At 63.8% G+C, this 20,173-nt stretch carries 18 protein-coding genes; 6 read left to right on the forward strand and 12 right to left on the reverse strand.

Features of this window, described 5'->3' with window-relative positions; translation table 11 throughout:
* Window positions 1–20 precede the first annotated feature (20 nt).
* On the forward strand, window positions 21–1,304 hold the full coding sequence (locus Q0974_RS07850) for a dicarboxylate/amino acid:cation symporter (RefSeq protein WP_299324590.1): 1,284 nt from the start codon (window positions 21–23) through the stop codon (window positions 1,302–1,304).
* A 9-nt stretch (window positions 1,305–1,313) separates the two neighbouring features.
* On the opposite strand, the gene Q0974_RS07855 is transcribed toward Q0974_RS07850, so the two are convergent.
* The 9 genes from Q0974_RS07855 to Q0974_RS07895 form a co-directional block, all read right to left on the reverse strand.
* On the reverse strand, window positions 1,314–2,060 hold the full coding sequence (locus Q0974_RS07855; RefSeq protein ID WP_299324591.1) for a class I SAM-dependent methyltransferase: 747 nt from the start codon (window positions 2,058–2,060) through the stop codon (window positions 1,314–1,316).
* Window positions 2,061–2,064: 4 nt separating this feature from the next.
* Window positions 2,065–3,096, reverse strand: a complete 1,032-nt coding sequence (locus tag Q0974_RS07860) for an SO2930 family diheme c-type cytochrome (protein WP_299324592.1) — start codon at window positions 3,094–3,096, stop codon at window positions 2,065–2,067.
* Complete coding sequence (locus Q0974_RS07865; RefSeq protein ID WP_299324594.1) at window positions 3,093–4,280, reverse strand: parallel beta-helix domain-containing protein; 1,188 nt, start codon at window positions 4,278–4,280, stop codon at window positions 3,093–3,095. The genes Q0974_RS07860 and Q0974_RS07865 overlap by 4 nt, the downstream gene beginning before the upstream one ends.
* 230 nt (window positions 4,281–4,510) lie before the next feature.
* Window positions 4,511–4,897, reverse strand: coding sequence for a hypothetical protein (locus Q0974_RS07870; protein ID WP_299324596.1), 387 nt, complete (start codon window positions 4,895–4,897; stop codon window positions 4,511–4,513).
* 21 nt (window positions 4,898–4,918) lie between these two features.
* The gene (locus Q0974_RS07875) at window positions 4,919–6,208 is read right to left on the reverse strand and encodes an adenylosuccinate synthase (protein WP_299324598.1); all 1,290 of its coding nucleotides are present in this window, start codon (window positions 6,206–6,208) and stop codon (window positions 4,919–4,921) included.
* Between the two features lie 145 nt (window positions 6,209–6,353).
* A complete protein-coding gene (locus tag Q0974_RS07880) occupies window positions 6,354–7,475 on the reverse strand; it encodes an ATP phosphoribosyltransferase regulatory subunit (protein WP_299324601.1) in 1,122 nt (373 codons plus the stop codon).
* Entirely contained in the window at window positions 7,472–7,864 is a 393-nt protein-coding gene (locus Q0974_RS07885; protein WP_299324603.1) for an endonuclease domain-containing protein, read from the reverse strand. Before Q0974_RS07885 ends, Q0974_RS07880 begins: the two co-directional genes overlap by 4 nt.
* A 49-nt stretch (window positions 7,865–7,913) precedes the next feature.
* Window positions 7,914–9,491 carry a phosphoglycerate dehydrogenase gene (gene serA, locus Q0974_RS07890; protein WP_299324605.1) on the reverse strand — a complete coding sequence of 526 codons (1,578 nt, stop codon included), beginning with the start codon at window positions 9,489–9,491 and terminating at the stop codon, window positions 7,914–7,916.
* A gap of 107 nt (window positions 9,492–9,598) precedes the next feature.
* A complete protein-coding gene (locus tag Q0974_RS07895) occupies window positions 9,599–10,762 on the reverse strand; it encodes a phosphoserine transaminase (RefSeq protein ID WP_299324606.1) in 1,164 nt (387 codons plus the stop codon).
* A gap of 242 nt (window positions 10,763–11,004) precedes the next feature.
* Between Q0974_RS07895 and Q0974_RS07900 the strand changes: the two genes are divergently transcribed.
* The gene (locus Q0974_RS07900; protein ID WP_299324609.1) at window positions 11,005–11,655 is read left to right on the forward strand and encodes an extensin family protein; all 651 of its coding nucleotides are present in this window, start codon (window positions 11,005–11,007) and stop codon (window positions 11,653–11,655) included.
* 11 nt (window positions 11,656–11,666) lie between these two features.
* Window positions 11,667–12,566, forward strand: coding sequence for a TIGR00730 family Rossman fold protein (locus Q0974_RS07905; RefSeq protein WP_299324611.1), 900 nt, complete (start codon window positions 11,667–11,669; stop codon window positions 12,564–12,566).
* A 6-nt stretch (window positions 12,567–12,572) separates the two neighbouring features.
* On the opposite strand, the gene Q0974_RS07910 is transcribed toward Q0974_RS07905, so the two are convergent.
* From Q0974_RS07910 to mutY, 3 genes are all read right to left on the reverse strand, one after another.
* Entirely contained in the window at window positions 12,573–13,208 is a 636-nt protein-coding gene (locus tag Q0974_RS07910) for a c-type cytochrome (protein WP_299324614.1), read from the reverse strand.
* Between the two features lie 75 nt (window positions 13,209–13,283).
* Window positions 13,284–14,165: an NAD(+) diphosphatase gene (gene nudC / locus Q0974_RS07915; protein ID WP_299324617.1), complete on the reverse strand. Its 882-nt coding sequence runs from the start codon at window positions 14,163–14,165 to the stop codon at window positions 13,284–13,286.
* Window positions 14,162–15,232: an A/G-specific adenine glycosylase gene (gene mutY / locus Q0974_RS07920; protein ID WP_299324619.1), complete on the reverse strand. Its 1,071-nt coding sequence runs from the start codon at window positions 15,230–15,232 to the stop codon at window positions 14,162–14,164. Before mutY ends, nudC begins: the two co-directional genes overlap by 4 nt.
* A 77-nt stretch (window positions 15,233–15,309) precedes the next feature.
* Here mutY and Q0974_RS07925 point away from each other — a divergent pair, with 77 nt between their 5' ends.
* From Q0974_RS07925 to Q0974_RS07935, 3 genes are read left to right on the forward strand one after another with little or no spacing between them, the layout of a single operon-like run.
* Window positions 15,310–15,939, forward strand: a complete 630-nt coding sequence (locus Q0974_RS07925; protein WP_299324622.1) for a DciA family protein — start codon at window positions 15,310–15,312, stop codon at window positions 15,937–15,939.
* On the forward strand, window positions 15,939–16,679 hold the full coding sequence (locus Q0974_RS07930) for a thioredoxin domain-containing protein (RefSeq protein ID WP_299324624.1): 741 nt from the start codon (window positions 15,939–15,941) through the stop codon (window positions 16,677–16,679). The genes Q0974_RS07925 and Q0974_RS07930 overlap by 1 nt, the downstream gene beginning before the upstream one ends.
* Window positions 16,680–16,727: 48 nt before the next feature.
* On the forward strand, window positions 16,728–20,168 hold the full coding sequence (locus Q0974_RS07935; protein WP_299326155.1) for an AAA family ATPase: 3,441 nt from the start codon (window positions 16,728–16,730) through the stop codon (window positions 20,166–20,168).
* Window positions 20,169–20,173: the final 5 nt, after the last annotated feature.

Genomic DNA, 20,173 nt, shown 5'->3' on the forward strand with positions numbered 1-20,173 from the left:
ATAGGGCGGGGAGATGTTGCGTGCTCAAAAAATGGTTTGAAATCCCGCTCTGGAAACGCGTCGTTGGGGCGCTGATCCTTGGCGGGATTACGGGCTACATCTGGGGCCCCGGCGCCGAGAGCATCAAGATCATCGGCGATATTTTCATCGATTTCATCAAGATGCTGATCGTCCCGCTGATCTTCTTCAGTGTCGTGTCGGGCGTCGCATCAATCGGTAACGTCGGGCGGCTGGGCAGTGTCGGCTGGCGCGCGATACTGCTGTTCGTGATTACCGGGCAAGTAGCGGTGTGGCTGGGCCTTGCGCTTGGCACCTGGTTCGAACCGGGCATTGGCGTCGATACGTCCGGGCTCGAAATGGGCGATATCCCGGACCCAGCCCAGCCGACCTGGCAAGAGATGATCCGCTCGATGATTCCCGTCAGCCCGGTCGACGTGATGGCCAAGGTACAGGTGCTGCCGCTGATCGTTTTCTCGCTGCTGGTCGGGATCGGCATCCTGCTTGCCCGCGGCGATGTCGAGGATGACGACGAGGCGGAGACCGACAGCGGCGTGCGCGGCGCCGCCATGATCGCCAAGGCCTTCGATGGCGGGGCGCTGATCTTCCAGAAGATCACCATCCTGGTAATGGAATTGACCCCGTTCGGCGTCTTTGCGCTGATCGCCTGGGTGGTCGGCACGCTCGGGCTCGACGCGGTCTATGCGCTCGCGAAGCTGGTGGGCATGAACTATCTCGGCTGTCTGCTGATCATCGGCGTCATGTATGTCGGCATCCTCGCCTTTCTCGCGCGGGTTTCGATCATCGGCTTCTTCCGCGGCATGATCGATGCGATCGCGGTCGCCTATTCGACTGCGAGTTCGTCTGCGACCCTGCCGGTGACCTTGCGCTGCACCCAGCGCAATCTCGGCATCAGCAAGCCTACGTCGAGCTTCGTCGTCTCATTGGGTTCGACCATCAATATGGACGGCACCGCGATGTATCTGGGCCTCGCGACGCTGTTCGGCGCGCAGATGTTCGGCGTCGATCTGAGCATGACCGACTATGTGACCATCGCCATTCTCGCGACGGTCGGCTCGATAGGGGCCGCGGGCATTCCGGGCGCGGGGCTGGTGATGATGGGCGCGGTCTTTGCGGCGGTCGGCGTGCCGCTGGAGGCCATCGCCTTTATCGCCGGCGTTGACCGGATCATGGACATGATGCGCACCGCGACCAATGTGACCGGCGATGCCACGGTGACGGTGACGACCGCGAGCATGCTGGGCGAAATCGACAGGGAAGAGTTGCGGAGCGCCGACGATATCTAGGGCCGATATCTAGCTTTTACGGATACCGACCACCGTACCTTTGGTGCCCTCGCTGACCAGTTCGAAGTCGAAATTGGGCCAGGCTTTCGCCCAGCGCCGCCGGAGGATGCGTTCGCCCGGCCGCGCGCCATCGTCGAGCATCACCATCCCACCGATCGCTATTTTGTCGAACACCTGCGCCGCCGCACCGCGCGTAAAAGGATGGATCGTCCAGCATGGCCCGTCGATCAACATTAGGTCGATATCGTCGGGGAGCGGCCCATGATCGTACCACAGGCCGTTCCACGGTTCGGGCGGGGAGACCAGCGGCACCGCATGCATATCGGCCGACAGCTCGTGCTCGCCCAACCATTGGCGCGTCGCCTCGACGAAATCGGCGTGCTGGTCGAAGCTGATCAGCCGCCCGTCTTCGCCAACCATCTGCAGCGCGCGGGCTGCGATCAACGTCGATGCCCCAGCGCCGAACTCGACGACCGTCTGCGGTTTTGCCGTCAATATCCGGTTGGCGATCTTGCCGAGCAGCGCGACATCGGCCTTCCAGCTGCCGAGATTGGGCAGCGTATCGGGCGGCAGCTCTAGCCGCGCCAGCAGTTCCTGCTTGTCGGCCTGGCTGCCGCCGCGCAGCGAGCGCAAGAGCCACGGCCATTGGATCGCGCCGATGCCGAGCAGCGCGGCCCAGTCCGATGGCTTCCGGTCGAACGCCGCCTCGTCGGCATGGGCGCGCGGCAGGAACTGGGTGGACTCGCGCGATGTCATCGGCTCAGCTCCGCTCGTCCATCGCGGCGATATAGCGTTCGATCAGCGCGATGCCCTCTTCGTGCAGCATGCCGCGGCCGAGTTCGGGCATGGCGACGCCCGGATCGCGCGAGCGCATGCGATAGACGAAGATCGAGCGTTCGGGATGGCCGGGCTCGATATCGTAATCGCGACCACCGCTGCCGCGCCCTGCGGCAACGGGCCGTTTAAGGATACCACGCGCGACCTCGTCCATCTCGTTATAGCCAAGGAACAGGCCGGAGTTGCTGGCGCTGCCCGTGCGGCTGTGACAATGGGCGCAATTGATATCGATATAGGCGCGCGCGCGCTCGTCGAGCGTGCCGTCGCCCTCATCGTCCCAGACGGGCACGCGCGGGGCGTCGTCTGGCGCGCGATCGAGGATCGACCAATCGACCCATTGGGCGAGCCGCTGGCCGTCATTGAGGTTGCGCGCGTTCGGCCCGATCAGCGCGATCTCGTCATTGCTCGAATGGCAGGTCTTGCATTGATTTTGATTGGGCACGCGATAGTCGAGCGATTGCTGTTCGCCCTGCGCATCGATCCATGTGACGGGAATACGCCGCCCGGCCCGTCGCAATACGGCGTCCGTCCCGTCTTCGTTCCACACGTAAGGCAGCGCGACCCAGCCATCGGCGCGGCGCAGCAGCACGCGCGTCTCGAGCCAGCGGACGGGGCTGTCGGCATCGCGGAAATCGGCCGGATAGCCAAAGCTCTTTATGAGTGCGCTGCCGACCGGGAATTCAAATACGCCATCGGCATTATAGGTCGCTGTCTGTCCCTCGGGCACATAGACGAAGCGGTTTTTCAGCGCATAATCGCTGAACAGCGCCGTGTTGAGTTCGTAACCGATCACCCGGTCGTTCGGCGTATGGCCGATATCGTCGGTGAAGAAATGAAATTCCGAGAGATTGCGCGGCAGCGAATCGCCCATGATCGCCGTGTCGGACACGGGTGCGGGCGGGCTGGCGCTCACCAGCGCCAGCCAGCCGGCCATGGCCGCAAGCGCGCGGATCACCGGAGCGCGGCCTCCATGCTGTCGGGCAGCACGACCGCCTGCAATTCGGCCGATCCCTCGCCCTCGCTCAGATCGGCTGGCGCGGGTTGCGCTTCCTGAAATGGCTGGCGCAGCCGGGTCAGGCCGAGCGACAGCACGCCGATATCGTCCGACACGCGGATGCCGCTGCCCTGGCCGTCCCAGATGATCGGCGGCAATTGGCCGCCCAGCGCCGCCTGCAATTCCGCCCCACCGTCGAAATCGGGATTATAGCCGGCGGGCCCGTACAGGTTATCGCGGATCGTGACGTTCAGCGGATAGGGATTGTAGCGCTCATCGTCATAATCGTTGGGATAGGCGACCAACAGGATGTTGCCTGAACCGTGATCGGCCATGATGTTGTTGAACACCTCCACATTGCGGTGCGCCATCACCATTACGCCCATGCCCGCCGGCACGGTCGCGACGATATTGCCCTCATGCGCGAAGTTGGCGGTGTTGTTGTCGTGGATGAAGTTGCGGAACACGCGGACCGAATGGCCGCCGACCTGCGGGATGCTAGGCAGGTCGAACACGAGGATGCCGCCCGTATTGTGGGTTGCGACATTGTCGTAGACATCGGCGTAGAAGCTGTTCTCGATCTCGATGCCCGCGACATTGTAATGGACGTTGTTGTTGCGCACGACGATCTGCTGCGACTGGCCAACATAGATGCCGGCGTCCGACGACCCGATCACCGTCGAGCCATCGACCAGCACATGCGTCGATTCCACCGGATAGATGCCATAGGCGCCATTGTCGGGATGCGGCCCGCGCGTCCATTCGACGCGGATATTGTGATAGACGATCCGGTCGGCTTCCTTCGATTTGATCCCGTCGCCGCGCGTATTTTCCACGGCAAAATCGCGGAGCACCACGTCATCGGACGTGACGAGCAACCCTTCGCCCGATCCGACCTGATTGCTGAAATCGAGGATCGAGGCGTCCGGCCCCGCACCGCGCACGGTCACATTGGCGACATCGAGCGACAGCCCGTCGGTCAGCTCGAACCGGCCCGCGCCGATTTCCACTGTATCGCCGGGCTCGGCGATAATCAGCGCTTCCTGAAGGCGCTCCTGCGCGTCCGGCCCGGCTTCGACAGTATGGGTTGCGGCGAAAACGCTGGTCGATGCCAGCAGCATCGCAGCGGCGGCGATATATTTCATGGCGACGTCCTCTCCCTTTGACGTGGGCGGAAACTAGCGCAAGGCGATGCCAATGTGAATGCACGTCATTGCGAGCGGAGCGAAGCAATCCAGAGCTGCCAAAGATGTCGCTAGCCGCTCTGGATTGCTTCGTCGCTGCGCTCCTCGCAATGACGTTTTGCAAATTGTCAAAACGTGAGCAAATTATCCTCCTAGCTGAGGAGGATTATCGCACTTCAACACTATCGCAGCTACGCGGAGCCGTCGACTTCGGTCTCTGCCAATGCGCAGTTCAAGATGTCTTGAGGATCAAACCGCACTTGGCCAACTGTATCTGCCTCATGGAGCTTTGCCCGAGCAGCTGCTTTCATCAGCGCATCTTTGACGAGCACATGCTTTCGCCCATCGACCTCTAGGAGCCAACCGTCTCCTTCGCCTTCTCGAACCAGCTTTGCGAGAGCTGTGAGACGCAATGTTATTGCCGTCATTTCCTCCGGCTCACACTTGTCATGAAGGACGGCTACGGTTGAAACCGTTGGATCTGGTTCGAGGCCGGCTTCATGATCGTTCGCAATTTTCTGTGCTGCTTCGAACAATAGCTCAGCTCGCACTCGCGGAATTGTGTTCATATTCTTCATCCAACCCTTTGACCTTCTACATCAATCCGCAAACGGATCGCGCACCAAAATCGTATCCTCCCGCTCCGGGCTCGTGCTGACCAGCGCAACGGGGCAGCCGATCAGTTCTTCGATCCGGCGGACATATTTGATCGCCTGGGCCGGGAGTTCGCCCCAGCTGCGCGCGCCGGCGGTGGATTCGCTCCAGCCTTCCATCGTCTCATAGACGGGCGTCGCGCGGGCCTGTTCGCGGGCGTTGGGCGGGAGATAATCGTAATGGACGCCATCGACATCGTAGCCGATGCCGATCTTCAATTCCGCGAAACCGTCCAGCACGTCGAGCTTGGTGAGCGCGATGCCGCTGACGCCGGAGACGGCGCAGGTCTGGCGCACAAGCGTCGCGTCGAACCAGCCGCAGCGGCGCTGCCGCCCCGTCACCGTGCCGAACTCATGCCCGCGTTCGCCGAGCCGCTGGCCGTTTTCGTCGTCCAGTTCGGTCGGGAAGGGGCCGGCGCCGACGCGGGTCGTATAGGCCTTGACGATGCCGAGCACGAAACCCGCGGCGCTGGGGCCGAGCCCCGAGCCGCCCGCCGCCGTGCCCGCGATCGTGTTCGAGCTGGTGACGAAGGGATAGGTGCCGTGATCGATATCGAGCAGCACGCCCTGCGCGCCTTCGAACAGGATGCGCTGGCCCTGCTCGCGCGCCTCGTTGAGCGAACGCCAGACGGGCCGGGCGAATTCGAGCACGAAATCGGCGATCTCGGACAGATCGTTCAACAGCCGCTCGCGGTCGATCGGCGCTTCGTTAAACCCGGCGCGCAGCGCGTCGTGATGGGCGCAGAGCCGGTCGAGCTGCGGCCCGAGCTCGTCGAGATGCGCGAGATCGCAGACGCGGATCGCGCGGCGGCCGACCTTGTCTTCGTAAGCCGGGCCGATGCCGCGACGGGTCGTGCCGATCTTGCCCTTGCCGCTCGCATCCTCGCGCAGCGCGTCGAGATCGCGATGGATCGGCAGGATCAGCGGGCAGTTTTCCGCGACCTGAAGGACGTCGGCGGTGATTTCGACGCTCTGGCCGCGCAATTTCTCGACCTCGTCGCGCAGCGCCCAGGGATCGAGCACGACGCCATTGCCGATGAAGGAGGGCGTGCCGCTGACGATGCCCGAGGGGAGCAATGAGAGCTTGTAGGTGATGTTGCCGATGACGAGCGTGTGGCCGGCATTATGCCCGCCCTGAAATCGCACGACGCAATCGGCGCGCGCGGACAGCCAATCGACGATCTTGCCCTTGCCCTCATCGCCCCACTGGGCCCCGATCACGGTAACATTGGCCAAAGTCCGATTCTCCCATCAATCGTCATTGCGAGGAGGCCGAAGGCCGACGCGGCAATCCAGAGCGGTGGGGTACATCGCCTGCGGCTCTGGATTGCTTCGTCGCTCCGCTCCTCGCAATGACGGAGCGGAGCATCCTATCAAAAGGTCAGAGTTGTTCGGGGCCATCCTTAGCCAGAAAATGCGTGCAGCCCAAGGCGTCCGCCTCGTCTTCGGGGGACAGTGCGGCGACTGTGCGCCAGCCTTCGGAGCGTAGTTTTTTCGCGAGCGCTGCATCGGTACCGAGCGGCAGGAACAGGCGGCGTTTGTCCTTCGCGCCCAGCCCCGCATCGACGAGCGGATCGAGATAGAGCGAAAAGCCCATCGCCGGTTCCTCGCCGCCATCGGGTCCGCAGATCGTATAGCTGCCACCGCGGCCGATCTCGCCGGCGATGCCCGCGCCGAAGAGCGAGAAGCCGAGCCAGCTTTGATATTCGAAACCGTGCCGTTCGGTCGGATCGAGCGTGATCGTGGCACGGCCGTCCAGCGCCGCCGCGATCTGTTCGACACCATCGAGCCGCGATTTGAGCGCGCCGCCCGCATCGATCGCCCGCATGCGCTCGAGCGCGCGGTCCACGGGCCCGGCTGCGTGGATCAGCGGCAGATAGGCGTCGGCGCCGAGCGCCGCGATCGCGCCGGCATCCTTTTCGTCGAGCTCCGCGCGCACGGGCTCGACGAGTTCGGGCGCGAGCGGGAAGGGGCCGTGCGCGAGCGTCGGCACCAGGTCTGGCAAGGTGAGATCGACGGTGATGTCGGCGACGCCTGCTCCGCTCAATGCGTCGACGGCCACGGACAGGATTTCGCTTGCCGCCGCGACGCTATCGGCGCCGATCAGCTCCGCGCCCACTTGGATCAATTGCCGTTCTGGGCGCAGCTGCGTCGCGCGCAGTTTCAGGATTTCGCCGCCATAGGCAAGCCGCAACGGGCGCGGCCGGCCGGCCATGCGCGTCGATGCGATCCGCCCGATCTGCGCGGTGATGTCGGGGCGCAGCGCGAGCGTGCGACGCGACACGGGATCGATAATGCGCAGCAAATCCTGCGAGCCGTCCGACTTCAACTGCCCGACCAGCCCCTCCTCGAACTCCGCAAGGGGCGGGGAGACGCGCTCATAGCCATAGGAGGCGATGCTATCGGTCACCGTGCGCAAGAGCCGCGCAGCTGCCTCCGCTTCCGGCGGAAGCCGGTCGCGCAGCCCTTCGGGCAGCAATCCGGGCGGTATCTGCTTCGTCATTCCCTCTCCCCGGCGGGGAGAGGGTTAGGGAGGGGGGCGTCTTGGAGCTTCTCTTCAATAGCTCTTAACACACCCTCCATATTTCCCATCACTTCCGCGTTCGTAAACCGCATAATCCGATAGCCTTGTTTTTCCAGAAACCGCGTCCGCCGCAAATCGTCCTCATCTGAAAAGTCATGCGTATCCCCATCGATCTCGATAACCAAGCCGAGCTTGCGCGATGCGAAGTCGACGATAAAGGGTTCGATGACGACTTGACGGGAAAATTTGGCGTTACCGAGGCGCTTTGCGCGTAACGCGAGCCAGAGCTTTCGTTCCGCTGGCGTTGGTTCACGCCGCATCTTCTTCGCCCGGGCGAGGAGCACGGGATCGGTTTTCCGATATGTCATTTGTCCGCCCCTCTCCCTGGCCCTCTCCCCAGCGGGGAGAGGGGATTTCTTAGAAGTTCAGCGCCTTCACGGTCTTCACGCCTTCGAGATTGCAGACCTCCCACATCACCGGCTCCTCAACCTGCTCGTCCACCGATAACAGCAGAACGGCATCGCCGCCGCCTTCGCGCCGGCCGAGATGGAAGTTACCGATATTGACGCTCGCTTCGCCCAACGTCGTCCCGATTCGCCCGATGAAGCCGGGCGCGTCCTGGTTGACGACATAGAGCATCGCGCCGTCGAGATCGGCCTCGATATTGATCCCGAACAGCTCGACGAGACGCGGCGCATCCTCGCCGAACAGCGTGCCGGCGACGGACTTTTCGCCCTCTTCCGTCATCACGGCGACGCGGATCAGCGTGTGATAGACGCCCTCCCGGTCATGCCGCACTTCGCGCACGTCGAGGCCCCGCTCCTTGGCGAGATAGGGCGCATTGACCATGTTCACGCTATCGCTGTACGCGCCCATGAAGCCGGCGAGAACGGCGCCCGTAATCGGCTTCTGGTTGAGCTCGGCCGCAGCGCCTTCCACTTCGATCGCAATGCCCTTCACCGCGTCATGCGCGAGCTGGCCGACCAGTGTGCCGAGCTTTTTCGCGAGCGTCATATAGGGTTTGAGTTTGGGGGCTTCTTCCGCCGTCAGCGAGGGCATGTTGAGCGCATTCGTAACGCTGCCTTCGAGCAGATAATCGCTCATCTGTTCGGCAACCTGGATAGCGACATTGACCTGCGCTTCGCTCGTCGACGCACCGAGATGCGGGGTCGAAACGAGGCCCGGCGTCCCGAATAGCGGATTTTCCGTGGCCGGTTCCTCGGCATAGACATCAAGCGCGGCCCCGGCGACATGGCCCGATTCCAGCGCGTCCTTGAGCGCTTCTTCGTCGATCAGGCCGCCGCGCGCGCAATTGATAATGCGCACGCCAGGCTTGGTTTTCTCCAGCGCCTCACGCGAAAGAATGCCGCGCGTCTGATCGGTCAACGGCGTGTGCAGCGTGATAAAGTTCGCCCGGCCGAGCAGGCCGTCCAGCGTGACCTTCTCGATGCCAAGCTCCTTCGCCCGCTCTTCGGTCAGGAACGGATCATAGGCGATCACCTTCATCTTGAGCCCGTGTGCGCGGTCTGCGACGATCGAACCGATATTGCCCGCGCCGATCAGACCCAGCGTCTTGTGGGTCAGTTCGACGCCCATGAATTTGGACTTTTCCCATTTGCCGGACTGGGTTGAGGCATCGGCCTGGGGAAGCTGCCGCGCGAGCGCGAACATCATGGCGATTGCATGTTCGGCGGTCGTGATCGAATTGCCGAACGGCGTGTTCATGACGACCACGCCTTTGGCCGAGGCCGCCGGCACGTCGATATTGTCGACGCCGATTCCGGCCCGGCCGATCACCTTGAGATTGGTCGCCGCGTCGAGAATTTTCGGCGTCACCTTTGTCGAGGATCGCACAGCGAGGCCGTCATACTCGCCAATGATCTCGGCCAGCTCTTCTTTCGAAAGACCGACCTTTTCGTCGACTTCGATGCCGCGCGAACGGAAAATCTCGGCGGCTTTTGGGTCCATTTTGTCGGAAATCAGTACTTTGGGCATGACGAAAACCTTTCTTGGTTTTCGTCATTCCAGCGCAGGCTGGGATCTCTGGCGACTGGGCAAAACCTGTGCGGCCGGAGATTCCAGCTTTCGCTGGAATGACGGAATTAGTTGGAATGTTCGGCCTGAACTTCGGCGTAGGCCCATTCGATCCAGGGCAGCAGCGCGGCGACATCGTCGGTTTCGACGGTCGATCCGCACCAGATACGCAAGCTCGGCGGCGCGGCGCGATAGCCGTTGAAATCATAGCCGATATCGCGCTCTTCGAGCATCGCCACGATCTTCTTGGGCACCGCGGCCTGATCCTCTTTGGATAGACCATCATACCAGTCGCCCTGGAAAACCATGCAGACGCCGGTGTTCGTGCGCTTGGCCGGATCGGCAACCATATTGCGAACCCAGGGCGTCGCTTCGATCCATTCCTGGACGACTGCGGCATTGGCATCAGCGCGCGCCTGCAGTTCGGGTAGCCCGCCGATCGACTGCGCCCATTCGAGCGAAGCGATATAGTCCTCGGTCGCCAGCATGGACGGCGTGTTGATCGTCGAGCCTTCGAAGATCGCCCGGTTGAGCTTGCCGTTTTTCTTGACGCGGAAGATTTTGGGCAGCGGCCAGGGCGGATCGTAGCTCTCGATCCGCTCGACGGCGCGTGGCGAGAGGATCAGCATGCCGTGCGCGGCTTCCGAACCCATGACCTTCTGCCAGCTATAGGTGGTGGCATCGAGCTTCGGCCAATCCATCTCCTGCGCGAAAATGGCAGAGGTCGCATCGTTGATCGTCACGCCCTCGCGCTCGTCCGAAATCCAGTCGGTGTCCGGGATTTTCGCGCCCGAGGTCGTGCCGTTCCAGGTGAAGACGATATCGTCGCCCGGATCGATCTGGCGCAGATCGGGGATCTCGCCATAATCGGCTTCGAGCACCGTCAGGCCGTCCGGCTTCAATTCCTTGGCCGCATCCTGAATCCAGACATTGCCGAAGCTTTCCCAAGCGGCGACGGTCGCCGGGCGCGCGCCGACCATATTCCACATGGCGAGTTCGACTGCGCCGGTATCGGAGCCCGGCACAATGCCGATCAGATAGTTGTCGGGAATACCGAGAATCTCGCGGCTCAGATCGATCGCATATTTGAGGCGCGCTTTGCCGAGCTTCGATCGGTGCGAACGGCCAAGCGAATCGGTGCTCAATTTATCGAGCGACCAGCCGGGAAATTTGGAGGTGGGTCCGGATGAAAAAAAGGGGCGGCCCGGACGGACCGTAGGTTCGATAGTCATGTCATTCTCTCCTCACAGAGAGCACGCGCTGCGTTGGGGCAGCGTGGCCCGCCGCCGCCATGCGTGTTGCAGCGCACCATGTCAACATGATTGATTGGAAAGGCGTGGGAGCTTGTACGCGCAACGTCATTGCGCCGGTTCGTCGCAGAAAATGCACGGCATAGTGCTGTTTCCGCCCTTCAGCGCGGTCATGGGCCACACCGTTAACCATCCGATAACCATGAATCGATAATTGTTCATGCATGCATTCTCGCCTTCTCATCGTACCGGTGCTGATGCTGCTCGGCGCATGCGGAATGATCGACGGCCGGACCGACGGGCCGAACCCCTCGCAGCGCGTGGACCGTCTTCCCGAACCGAGCGCCGATACGCGCCAATGCCTCGCTAATCTCGACCGCGCGAATGTGCGCTATCGACGCCTGCCCGATCGGACATTCTCTAACGGCTGCAGGGCGATCGGCGCGGTCCAACTCGTCGAGATCGGCACACCGACCAATAATCTCGGCGCGATGACCTGCCCGCTCGCCGAACGCTATGCGCGCTGGACACGCGAAGTCCTGCAGCCTGCCGCACGCGACCATTTCGGACAACAGGTCACGCTGGTTGAAACCTTCGGCACATACAGTTGCCGCAATATCGCGGGCACCAACCGGCTTTCCGAACATGGCAAGGCCAATGCGATCGACATCTCCGCTTTCCGGCTCGCCGACGGGCGGCGCATCACCCTGATCGAGGGCTGGGATAGTGGCGACCGGCGCGAACGGGCGTTTCTGAGAGACCTGCAGCGCGGCGCCTGCGAACGCTTCGAGATCGTGCTCGGCCCCGAGGCGAATGCCGCTCATCGCGACCATTTTCATTTCGATATGGGTAGCCGCGGGCCATATTGTCGCTAAAGACTAGGGTCATGAACGACCCAACCATTCCCGATCACATTTTTTACACATCCGGCGAAGACGCCGCCTATGCGCGCGACATCACCTCGACGCCGCAGACCGAGGACCCGGCCTATCGCCTGGCGTTTCAGGATACGGATTTCCTGCTGCGCGAGGATTTGCGGCCGATCCGGTTCCAGCTCGAGCTCTTGAAGCCCGAACTGCTGCTCGACGAAGCCAATATCGGTTCGACGCTGGTCATGTATGGCTCCGCCCGTATCCCGGAGCCCGATAAGGCCGATGCGGTAGTCGAGGCAGCGGAAACCGAAGGGCAGAAGAAGATCGCCGAACGGCTGCGCGAAAAATCCAAATATTATACCGAGGCCCGCAAGCTTGGGCAGCTTGCCAGCCAGTGCGATTGCGACGAGGACGGCAAGCGGCAATTCGTCGTATGCTCGGGCGGCGGGCCGTCGATGATGGAAGCGGCCAACCGTGGGGCGGCCGATGTCGGCGCGGAATCGATCGGCCTCAATATCGTCCTGCCGCACGAGCAGGCGCCGAACGAATATGTGACGCCGTCGCTAAGCTTCCAGTTCCACTATTTCGCGCTGCGCAAGATGCATTTCCTGATCCGCGCGCGCGCGGTTGCCTGCTTCCCCGGGGGATTCGGCACGTTCGACGAGATGTTCGAACTGCTGACGCTGGTGCAGACGGGCAAGATGAAGCCGCTGCCGATCCTGCTGTTCGGCAAGGATTTCTGGACGCGGGTCGTCGATTTTCGCGCGCTGGCCGAGGAAGGCACGATCTCGCCGGACAATCTCAACATCTTCCGTTTCGTCGAAACGGCCGATGAAGCATGGGATATGATTAACGACTTTTACGTCGAGCCCAAAGGCTGGAAATCCGAGCCGACTGTCGTGAACGGCGGCTAGCCGGTTTTACTCGGCGGCTTCGGCTTCCGCAGCTTCGCCGCCTTCGATATCGGCTTCGGCTTCCGGATCGGCGGCTTCCTCGCCTTCGATCTCCGCGTCTTCCGCTTCGGTTTCGTCCGCGGCCGGCGGTTCGGGCAGCGGCAGGTTGGAGCCATTGGCGTTCATGTAGAGGATGACCGCCGCGCGATCGAGCGGATCGGACAGGCCGGCAAAGCTCATCGTCGTGCCCTGCGCGAAGGCGGCCGGGCGGGCGAGCCAATCCGACATATTGTCGAAATTCCAGCTGCCCTCGATGGCGGACAGCGCGTCCGAATAGTTGAAACCGGGTATCGAAGCGATATCGCGTCCAAGCTTGCCCCAGAGGTTCGGGCCGATGCCGTTGGCGCCGCCCTCGTTGATCGTGTGACAGCTCGCGCAGCGGCGATAGACCGCTTCGCCCTGCTCGACGGTGACCTGCGTGAAGGCTTCGGCCATCGTCATTTCGGCCTCTTCCTCGCCGCCTTCTTCGACGACGCCTTCGACCACATAGCCCATCGTTTCGGGCCGTTCGCCGTGGAACATGCCGTTGGTGACGATCGACGCGCCCAATGCGACGATGCCGCCTGCCAGGGACCAGCCTGCGATGGTGTTGAACTGACTCATGATTCTTTGCTTCCCGCCTGTCGGATTGGTTGCGCAGCGCTTTAAAGAGCGGCGCGCACTATCGCAAGCGCACAATCACTTGCCGTCCACCCAGGCGCGTAACAGCGTGTGGGCGATGGCGAAATGCGGTGGTGCGATAAACTGCGCATCGACCGCTCCGTCGAACGCGTCCTGCACCTGTTGGCGTGTTACCCATTTCGCCGCTTCAATCTCTTCTTCGTCCAGGGTCAGTGCGTCATCCTCGACAGGCGCAATGCAGGCCATCATCATCGTGTTGGGAAAGGGCCAGGGCTGGCTCGTCAGATAGCGCACCGATGTCGCGCGGACGCCGGCCTCCTCGAACAACTCGCGCGCGACCGCGCCTTCCAGCGATTCGCCCGGTTCGACGAAACCGGCCAGCGCCGAATAACGGTCCGGCGGAAAGCGCGGCTGGCGGCCGACCAGCGCCTTGTCCTCGAATGTCGCCAGCATGATGACGACGGGATCGACGCGCGGGAAATGATCGGCCCCGCAATTCGGGCATTTGCGGCCCCAGCCCGCCTTGGCGACCTCGGAGCGTGTGCCGCAACGGCTACAGAACAGGTGCCCGCGATGCCATTCGATCAGCGAGCGCGCGGCGGCGTAGGTCGCGGCTTCTTCGGGCGGCATGATGTCGAGATAGCGCCACACGGCATAGGCGCGCTGGCCGACCGGTGGGGTGTCCTCGATCAACGGCGCGAAACAGGGCGTTTCGCCGTCCAGTCCCAGAAACAGCAAATCGGCGTTTTCAGGCCGGTCGGCCATCGATCCCCAGGCGAGCGCGCCGTCCGGGCCGATCTCGGGATCGAGATCGTCGAGCTTAAGCAATCGCGCACGGAGGCTATACTGAACGTCGGCCAGTTTCTCTTCGTCGATCCGGATCTGGTCGGCCCGGTCGAGCCGCGAATCGGTCAGGCCGGGATGGAAAGGGGTGATCACGCGTCATTCTCCCGCTGCGCAAGGGCCAGCGTGGCGGCCTTGGCGAAGACTGTCGGTAGCCCGGCATCGTCGATTGCGTCGAGCGGCCACCATTCGCCGTCCCAATCGGCCTTCAGGTCCGGCTGCGTCAAGACGCGTCTGCCGACGATATCGAGTTCGAGCGCGAAATGGGTGAAGACATGGCTGACCGTGCCGAGCGGCGTCCAATCGATGTCGGCTGGCGCATTGGCGTCGCCCGAAGGCGTCTCTTCCCATGGCCCGCTCGGCAACGCCCGCATCCCGCCGAGCAGACCCTTATCGGGCCGGCGGACCAGCAGGACATGCGCGTCTCGCTCCAGCCAGTAAGCCGTGCCGCGGCGCACGGGTTTGGGCTTTTTCGCTGCCTTGACGGGGAAACGCGCGGGATCGTCCGTGCGTGATGCGGTGCAATAGCTTTCCAACGGACATGCAGCGCAATCCGGATTGCGCGCGGTGCAGATCGTCGCGCCCAAATCCATCATCGCCTGGGCGAAATCGCCGGGGCGTCCGGCAGGCGTGAGCGTTTCGGCGATGCGCCGGATTTCGGGCCGGGCCTTGGGCAGCGGCGTTTCGATCGCGCGCAACCGCGCGATAACCCGCTCGACATTGGCGTCCACGACGGTTGCGGCCTCTCCGAATGCGATCGCCGCGACGGCCGCGCCGATATAGGCGCCGATCCCGGGCAGCTTGCGCAGTTCTACCTCGGTTTCGGGAAAGCGGCCGCCATGATCGCCGGCGACGGCCTTGGCGCAGGCGTGAAGATTGCGCGCCCGGGCATAATAGCCGAGCCCGGCCCAGGCGGCCATCACATCGGCGCTATCCGCCGCGGCCAAAGCCTCCACAGTCGGCCAGGTTTCCGTGAATTTCGCGAAATATGGCTTTACCGCCGCGACGGTCGTCTGCTGGAGCATGACTTCGGAGAGCCAGACGCGATAGGGGTCGGGCGGCGGTTCGCCCGGCGGCGCGCGCCAGGGCAGGGCGCGGGCATTGCCGTCATACCAGCGCAAAAGCGCTTCCCCAAGCGCCTCCGGAGCCTCGAAATCAGCCATTTATGAAGGCTTTGGGGGTGGTGCGATTATCCACATCGCCCGAAAAGTTTTTATGGCAGCCATCAGGGGCCTATGGCATGAGCGGCGGGATGGCGAAAACCCGTAATCTTTCCGGGCGCGACACGGCGAAAGGACGCGGCAAACCAGCCGGGCGCAGCCGCCGCGCGCGTGCGGTCGGCGATATGCTGCCCGAGATCGGCCGCGCCTCGTTCCGGCGCTTCGGTTTTGTCCAGAGTTCGGTCGTCACGCGTTGGCGCGAAATCGTCGGCGAACGCTATGCGGAAGTTTCGACGCCGGAATCGATCCGCTTTCCCGCCGGCAAACGGTCCGACGGGACGCTGCGGCTCAATGTCGCGGGCGCGCATGCGACGATGATGCAGCATATCGAGCCGACGATCATCGAACGGGTGAACCGGTTTTTCGGCTATGCGGCCGTCGCGCGCGTCGCGATCCAGCAGGGGCGGCCAACCCGTCCCGAAAAGCGCCCGCCCGCGCCGCCCTCGCTGCGGCCCGTGCCCGAAGCGCTGGGCGAATCGCTGCGCGAAATCGCCGATCCCGAATTGCGCGCATGCCTGGAAGGGCTTGCCGCCTCGGTGGCGGCGACAGAGGGCGCGCCTCTGGTCGACGATCAGGCGCCGCCCCGGCAATTGCAGATCAAGCGTCTCGGCGATATTGGCCGCGGCGGACACAATGGAGTGAGCGAGTAATGAAAAGCGTTTTCAAGATATCCGCGATCGCGCTCGGTATGACGCTGGCGGCCTGTGGCGGTGAAACCAGCGCCAGTGGCGGCGCGGCGGTCGGCGATGCCGAAGTCGATACGTCACAAAACTGGGTGGAAGTCGTCAGCAAGACCGAAGATGGCGGCTATGTGATGGGCAACCCCGATGCGCCGATCAAGGTCGTCGAATATGCATCGCTAACCTGCCCGGCCTGCGCGGCATTTTCCGAGCAGAGCCATGAGCCTATGATGGAAAACTATATTTCCCAAGGTCTTGTGAGCTTCGAGATCCGCAATTTCGTGCGCGATCCGCTGGACCTCAGCGCCGCACTGCTCGCCCGCTGCAACGGTGAGGGGCCGTTCTTCCAGCTTAACCAGCGGCTGTTCATGAACCAGGATAATATGTTCCAGACCATCCAGACCGCCGATCAGGCGCGGCTCCAGGCGCTGTCGACACCGGAAGCGCTGCAGAGTGGCCAGACCTTTGTCGGTTTTGCCGAAGCCTCAGGCCTTATCGAGCTGGTGGGTGGCATGGGCATTTCTGATCAGCAGGCGCGCCAGTGCCTCACCGATTCGGCGGCGATCCAGGAGCTGGATGAGGTACGCAACCGCGCGCTCAACCAGCTCAATATCACCAGTACGCCCTCTTTCCTCATCAATGGAGAATTGGTCAGCGGTGTTTCGAGCTGGGCACAGCTCGACGCGCGGCTCCAGGAGATGGTCCAGTAGGTTGAAGGTCTTGGGGACACCGCAAATCGAGAATAAGGCGCGACGCCGATGCGGATAAAGCGCCTGAAACTTGCGGGCTTTAAAAGCTTTGTCGATCCGACCGAACTGCGCATCGAACCCGGGCTGACCGGGGTCGTGGGCCCGAACGGGTGCGGCAAGTCCAACCTGCTCGAAGCGCTGCGCTGGACGATGGGCGAAAGCTCGCCCAAATCGATGCGCGGTGGCGGCATGGAGGATGTGATCTTCGCGGGTACCGATGCCCGGCCCGCGCGCGATTTCGCTGAAGTCTCGATTCTTGCCGAGCGCGATGAGAGCGACCGGCCGGACAACGATACGGTCGCTCTCGAAAGCGAGGTAGAGGTCGTCCGGCGGATCGAGCGCGGGGCGGGGTCCGCCTATCGCGTGAATGGCCGGGATGTGCGCGCCAAGGACGTCGCCCTGCTGTTCGCCGATGCGGCGACGGGCGCCCATTCCCCGGCGCTTGTCAGCCAAGGCAAGATCGGCTCGGTGGTCGCGGCAAAGCCTGCCGAACGGCGCCAGATGCTGGAAGAAGCGGCCGGTATCGCGGGCCTGCATGTGCGCCGCAAGGATGCCGAGCAGAAGCTGCGCGCGACCGAGACCAATCTTGCCCGGCTCGACGATCTGCTCGCCGATATGGAAAGCCGGGTGCGCGCGCTGAAGCGGCAGGCGAGTGCGGCGCGCCGCTATCGCAAGCTGACCGAGCAGATCGAACTGGGTGAGGCGCGCCTTGTATTCGCACGCTGGCGCGATGCGGCGGAAGCGGCGGAGAGTGCCAAGGCCGAGGCCGAACAGGCCGAAGCGGCGGTCGCCGAGGCGGCTGAACGCCGGCGGGCGGCGGCTGTGCATCAGGCTGATGCCGCGCGCAAACTCGCCGAGCAGCGCAATGCGGCGCAAGAGGCGCGCGAGACTGCCGCTGCACTCGGCCATGAACTGGCTGCGCTGAAGAACGAACGCAGTGCGCTCGAACGGCGGATCGGCGAACTGGCGAGCCAGCGCGAGAATCTCGCGCGCGATCGCGGCCGCGAGGATGCGCTGGCCAGCGATGCGGCGGCCGCGCTCGAACGGCTGGAAGCCGAAGAGCAGGAGATCGCCGCGCGGCTCGAAGGTACCGATGACCGGCTCGCTGAAAGCCAGGAGAAGGTGCAGGAAGCCGAAACCGTTTCGCGTGAGGCCGAGCTCGCCATGGCCCGGGCGCTGGCGGCGCAGGCGGCGCAGCAGGCCGATATCCGGGTCGCCGAGGCCAATGCCGAAAGCGCGCGCCAGCGCGCGGCACGGGCCGAAGCGGAGGCCGAACGGATTGCGGCCGAGCTGGCGGAGCTGGGCGATATCGAACCGCTGGAACAGGCTTATCGCGCGGCGGAGAAGACGCGCGAGGCAGCCGAACAGCGCGTTGCCGATCTGCGGGCCGCCATCGAAGCCGCCGACGAGCGCCGCGAAAAGGCGGCGCAGGCGCGCGATACGGGCGAAAGCGAGACGGCATCCGCCCGGGCCGCACTGGCCGCACTCGAATCCGAGGCCGAAGCGCTGGCCAAGGATCTGGACGATGCGGTCGATGACAAGGCGCTTGGCCATGTTCGCGCCGAAAGCGGCTATGAGAAGGCGCTGGCGGCGGCGCTGGGCGACGATCTGGAGGCCGGGCTGGGCGAAGCGAGTGCGCGGCGGTGGGCGGGTTCTGATACGGCGAGTGGCGATCCTGATCTGCCGTCCGGTGTCGAGCGGCTTTCCGATCATGTGGCGGCACCCAAGCAGTTGATGCGCCGCCTCGCGCAGATCGGCGTGGTCGGCAGCGACGATGGATCGATTGCGCTCGCCGTCGGTCAGCGGCTTGTCACGCGCGATGGCGGATTGCGCCGCTGGGATGGCTATGTCGCACGCGACGAAGGCGCGGCCGCGGCCGACCGGCTGGAGCGCGCCAATCGCCTCGAAGCGATCAAGGCCCAGCTGCCGGACGCGCGCGAAACGGTGGAAACGGCAGCGGCCCGGGCGGCTGAAGCGATTGCCGCCGTCACCGAAGCGCGCACGGCGCTCGAAGATGCGCGCGCGGCACTCGGCACGGCCGAGGACGAAGCGCGTGCCGCGATCCGCGATCGGGACGGCGCCCGAGCCGCCATCGAGCGGCTCGCTGACAAACAGGCTGGGCTTGCCGAGCGCCGCGAGCGGTCAGCGACGGAGCTGGCCGAAGCCAAAGAGGTTCTGACGGCGGCCGAGGCCGTGCTCGGTGAATTGCCCGATAGCGGCGACACCGATGCCTCGGTCGAACGTTTGAAATCGGCGAGCGAGGCCGCGCGACTTATCCTGGCCGAAGCGCGTGCGGAGGCGGCGACGATCGGACAGGCGATCGATGCGGACAAGGCGCGCCTCGATGCCGCGCGCGCGGAAGCCGATAGCTGGAAGAGCCGCGCGGGCGAAGCGGCGCGGCGCGTGCAGGAAATGGCCAAGCGCGAAACCGAGGCCGAAGCCGAAGCGCGGGAACTCGCCGACGCGCCGGACGCTATTGAAGCGAAGATCGCGGCCTTGCAGACACAAAGCGCCGAAGCTGAGGAAAAGGCCGAAGCCGCGCGGGCTGAAGAACGCGCGGGCGAAGATCGGGTTGCTGAAACCGAACGGCTCGCGGCCGAAGCCGTCGAGGCGCTGTCATCGGCGCGCGAACATCGCGCGGGCGGTCAGGCGCGGTTCGAAAATGCCGAAAGCCGACGGCGGGAGTTCGAGCGTGTGGCGAGCGAGCGGTTCCAGTCAGCACCCGATGGACTCGCCGAAAAGTTCGAATTCGACGTAGAAACCGTGGACGGCGCCGAGGCGGAATCGGCGGCGCTCGACAAGCTGAAAGCGGATCGCGAACGGATCGGCCCGGTCAATCTCGTCGCCGAGAGCGAGTTGGAGGAGTTGGAGACCGAGCGCGAATCCTCGCTCGCCGAACGCGAGGAATTGGGCCAGGCGATTAACCGGCTGCGCGGCTCAATCGGCAATCTCAATCGGGAGGGCCGGGCGCGGCTGCTGGCCGCGTTCGAAGAGGTCGACAAGCATTTCCGGCGGTTGTTCGGGACGCTGTTCCAGGGCGGTCGGGCGCATCTGGCGTTGATCGATTCGGACGACCCGCTCGAAGCGGGCCTTGAGATCATGGCGCAGCCGCCGGGCAAGAAGCTCGCGACGCTCACGCTGCTCTCGGGCGGCGAACAGGCACTGACGGCGGTCGCGCTGATCTTCGCGCTGTTCCTCACCAATCCCGCGCCGATCTGCGTGCTCGACGAGGTCGATGCACCGCTCGACGATGCCAATATCGAACGCTTCTGCGAGCTGCTCGACAAGATGACCGCCGAGACCGACACCCGCTATCTGATCGTTACCCATAATGCTGTGACGATGTCCCGTATGCACCGCTTGTACGGCGTCACAATGGTCGAGCGCGGCGTGAGTCGTCTCGTATCGGTCGATCTGGGCGGTGCGGAAACCCTGCTCGCCGCGGAGTAGCGGTT

This window comes from Parasphingopyxis sp., assembly GCF_028279465.1.
Classification (GTDB): Bacteria; Pseudomonadota; Alphaproteobacteria; order Sphingomonadales; family Sphingomonadaceae; genus Parasphingopyxis.

Excerpts from the sequence above, each read along its gene's own strand:
- mutY (WP_299324619.1), bottom strand. The coding sequence starts at position 15,232 with ATGGCTGATTTCGAGGCTCCGGAGGCGCTTGGGGAAGCGCTTTTGCGC.
- Q0974_RS07900 (WP_299324609.1), top strand. The coding sequence starts at position 11,005 with ATGCATTCTCGCCTTCTCATCGTACCGGTGCTGATGCTGCTCGGCGCA.
- Q0974_RS07905 (WP_299324611.1), top strand. The coding sequence starts at position 11,667 with ATGAACGACCCAACCATTCCCGATCACATTTTTTACACATCCGGCGAA.
- Q0974_RS07895 (WP_299324606.1), bottom strand. The coding sequence starts at position 10,762 with ATGACTATCGAACCTACGGTCCGTCCGGGCCGCCCCTTTTTTTCATCC.
- Q0974_RS07885 (WP_299324603.1), bottom strand. The coding sequence starts at position 7,864 with ATGACATATCGGAAAACCGATCCCGTGCTCCTCGCCCGGGCGAAGAAG.
- Q0974_RS07865 (WP_299324594.1), bottom strand. The coding sequence starts at position 4,280 with ATGAAATATATCGCCGCCGCTGCGATGCTGCTGGCATCGACCAGCGTT.
- Q0974_RS07935 (WP_299326155.1), top strand. The coding sequence starts at position 16,728 with ATGCGGATAAAGCGCCTGAAACTTGCGGGCTTTAAAAGCTTTGTCGAT.
- Q0974_RS07880 (WP_299324601.1), bottom strand. The coding sequence starts at position 7,475 with ATGACGAAGCAGATACCGCCCGGATTGCTGCCCGAAGGGCTGCGCGAC.
- Q0974_RS07925 (WP_299324622.1), top strand. The coding sequence starts at position 15,310 with ATGAGCGGCGGGATGGCGAAAACCCGTAATCTTTCCGGGCGCGACACG.
- serA (WP_299324605.1), bottom strand. The coding sequence starts at position 9,491 with ATGCCCAAAGTACTGATTTCCGACAAAATGGACCCAAAAGCCGCCGAG.
- Q0974_RS07855 (WP_299324591.1), bottom strand. The coding sequence starts at position 2,060 with ATGACATCGCGCGAGTCCACCCAGTTCCTGCCGCGCGCCCATGCCGAC.
- Q0974_RS07870 (WP_299324596.1), bottom strand. The coding sequence starts at position 4,897 with ATGAAGAATATGAACACAATTCCGCGAGTGCGAGCTGAGCTATTGTTC.
- Q0974_RS07930 (WP_299324624.1), top strand. The coding sequence starts at position 15,939 with ATGAAAAGCGTTTTCAAGATATCCGCGATCGCGCTCGGTATGACGCTG.
- Q0974_RS07910 (WP_299324614.1), bottom strand. The coding sequence starts at position 13,208 with ATGAGTCAGTTCAACACCATCGCAGGCTGGTCCCTGGCAGGCGGCATC.